This is a genomic window from Roseinatronobacter sp. (genome assembly GCF_051859525.1).
Taxonomy (GTDB): Bacteria; Pseudomonadota; Alphaproteobacteria; order Rhodobacterales; family Rhodobacteraceae; genus Roseinatronobacter.
On record NZ_JBHYFM010000046.1, the window covers coordinates 1 to 3,028 of the forward strand.

Sequence of the window (3,028 nt, forward strand, 5' to 3'; positions counted from 1 at the left end):
TCTCATGCGCGATGGTGAAGTTTTGCGTCTTACGATGGTCGTTTTGATTAATCTTGATCACCCAACCTGATGCGGAGCCGCACGCAGGGCTCTTTTCAAGATATCCTCTTTCGTAGGGCAAAAGGTCTTCCCCATACACCTTTAGGCCAAAATCTTTCGCCAGCTTGACGGTTTCTCCCTCCAAGGAAGAGCAAAACTCTCGCAATAGGTCCCTCTGCCAAGGCATTATTCGAGGATCTTTCCTGAAGGTGTATTGCGACATCAGCTACACCCGCTCGTCCCGCCGCAGGTGTTGCACTTCATGCATGTCCCGTTGCGCACCAGCGTGTAGTTGCCGCATTCGCCGCAGGGGTCACCCTCGTAGCCCTGCATGCGGGCCTTGGCGCGGGGGTCCATGGTGGCGACGGTCAGGGTTTCGGACTGGCTGGTTTCCAGTGCCACGGCCGTGGCGCCATCGGTTGCATAGGCGGTGGCCGCCTGTCCGCCCTGAAGCACGGTCAGTTCATGCGGCAGCCGCTTGCGCAGATAGCCGGTCGAACTGATCTGGCGCAGCACTTCCAGTGACCGCGATGCCGCGTCATCGGACAGTTCCGCGACATTGCGCACGCCTTCATGCTCGCCCGCGCCCAGATCGTCGAAACTGGTGCCTGTGGGTTTGACATGCGCCAGATCGGTGCGGTCCAGATAGCTGACGGCCAGTTCGCGGAAGATATAGTCAAGGATCGATGTCGCGTTCTTGATGCTGTCATTGCCCTGCACCATGCCCGCCGGTTCAAACCGCGTGAAGGTGAAGGCATCGACGAATTCTTCCAGCGGCACACCATATTGCAGGCCAACCGACACCGCGATGGCGAAGTTGTTCATCATCGCGCGGAAGCCGGCACCTTCCTTGTGCATGTCGATGAAAATCTCGCCCAGTTTGCCATCGGTATATTCGCCCGTGCGCAGATAGACCTTGTGGCCACCGACAACAGCCTTCTGGGTATACCCCTTGCGGCGTTCCGGCAGTTTCTGGCGGTCGCGGCGGATGACTTCCTTGACGATGATTTTCTCGACGATCTTCTCGGCCAGAACCTGCGCTTTTTCCTGCGTTGATCCGGTTGCCAGAATTTCCTCGGCTTCCTCGTCATCCTCGATCAATGCTGCGGCCAGCGGTTGCGACAGTTTGGACCCGTCACGATACAGCGCATTTGCCTTGATCCCCAGCGACCAGCTGAGTTCATAGGCCGCCAGCGTTTCCTCGATTGTGGCGCTGTTGGGCATGTTGATGGTTTTGGAAATCGCCCCCGAGATGAAGGACTGCGCGGCTGCCATCATGTGGATATGGCTGTCCACCGACAGGAAGCGCTTGCCTTTCTTGCCGCACGGGTTGGCACAATCGAAGATCGAGATATGCTCGTCCTTCAGGTAGGGCGCGCCTTCCAGTGTCATGGTGCCGCAGACATGGTCATTGGCCGCGTCTATCTGTGCCTTGGTGAAACCCAGATGGCGCAGCAGGTCAAAGCCGGGGTTGGTCAGTTCAGCCGCCGGAATGCCCAGCGTTTCGCGGCAGAATTCCTCGCCCAGGGTCCATTGGTTGAACACGAACCGGATGTCGAACGCCGAAGGCAGGGCTTTTTCGATCTTGGTGATCTCGGCCTCGCCGAAACCATGGCCGATCAGGCTGGTATGGTTGATGCCCGGTGCCTGCCCAAGGCTGCCATGGCCCACCGCATAGGCGATTACCTCGGCAATCTCGGATTCGCGGTAGCCCAGTTTGCGCAGCGCGGCCGGAACCGACTGGTTGATGATCTTGAAATACCCGCCGCCTGCCAGCTTCTTGAACTTGACCAGCGCGAAATCGGGTTCAATGCCGGTGGTGTCGCAATCCATGACCAGCCCGATGGTGCCAGTGGGCGCAATCACTGTGGATTGCGCGTTGCGATACCCGTGCGCCTGCCCCAGTGTCAGGGCCTCGTCCCATGCGGCGCGCGCAAGGTCGACAAGGCGCGCATCGGGGCAGTTGCCCGCATCCAGCGCCACAGGGGCCACGTTCACCGATTCATAGCTGTCATCGCCATAGGCGGCGCGGCGGTGGTTGCGGATCACGCGCAGCATGTGGTCTGCGTTTTTCTTGTAGCCAGGGAATGCGCCCAGTTCCGACGCCATTTCCGCAGAGGTGGCATAGCTGACGCCCGTCATCAGCGCGGTCAGTGCCCCGCACAATGCGCGGCCTTCGGCGGAATCATAGCCAAAGCCCATATTCATCAGCAGCCCGCCAATATTGGCATAGCCCAGCCCCAGCGTGCGGAATTCATAGGACCGCTGCGCAATTTCCTTGGACGGGAACTGCGCCATCATCACGCTGATTTCCAGTGTGATGGTCCACAGGCGGGTGGCGTGCATGTAGCCTTCGGCGTTGAACGACTTGCTGTCATAGAATTTCAGCAGGTTCATGGACGCAAGGTTACAGGCGGTATCATCAAGGAACATGTATTCGCTGCAAGGGTTCGACCCGCGGATCGCGCCATCGGCAGGGCAGGTGTGCCATGCGTTCACTGTGTCGTGGAACTGGATGCCCGGATCGGCACAGGCCCATGCCGCATGGCCGACCTGATCCCACAAATCGCGTGCCTTGATGGTCTTGGCGGGCTTGCCATCGGTGCGGCGCAGCAATTCCCAATCGGAATCATCCTTTACGGCCTTCAGGAACGCATCGGTGACCCGCACGGAGTTGTTGGAGTTTTGCCCCGATACCGTGATGTAGGCCTCGGAATCCCAATCAGTGTCATAGGTCGGGAATTCGATGCTGGTATATCCCTGACGTGCATATTGCAGCACGCGCCCCACATAGGTTTCGGGGATCATGGAACTTTTCGCAGCCTTGATGGCTGCCTTCAGTGCAGGGTTTTTTGCCGGGTCAACGGCATCCTCTGTGCTGCCATCCCATGCACGAATTGCGCCGAAAATGTCATTCAGACGCGCCGAGTGCAATTTGGAGCCGGCAACAAGTGAGGCGACCTTTTGTTCTTCGATCACCTTCCAGTTG

Annotated in this window: 2 protein-coding genes; both read right to left on the reverse strand. The window is 58.7% G+C overall.

Annotation, left to right across the window (positions count from 1 at the left end; translation table 11 throughout):
• Positions 1-262, reverse strand: a 262-nt coding sequence (locus ACTIE1_RS16600; protein WP_439563505.1) for a hypothetical protein, incomplete at its 3' end; no start/stop codon positions are given.
• A partial coding sequence (locus ACTIE1_RS16605) for a TSCPD domain-containing protein (RefSeq protein WP_439563506.1) occupies positions 262-3,028 on the reverse strand: 2,767 nt, incomplete at its 5' end. The genes ACTIE1_RS16605 and ACTIE1_RS16600, both read right to left, overlap by 1 nt.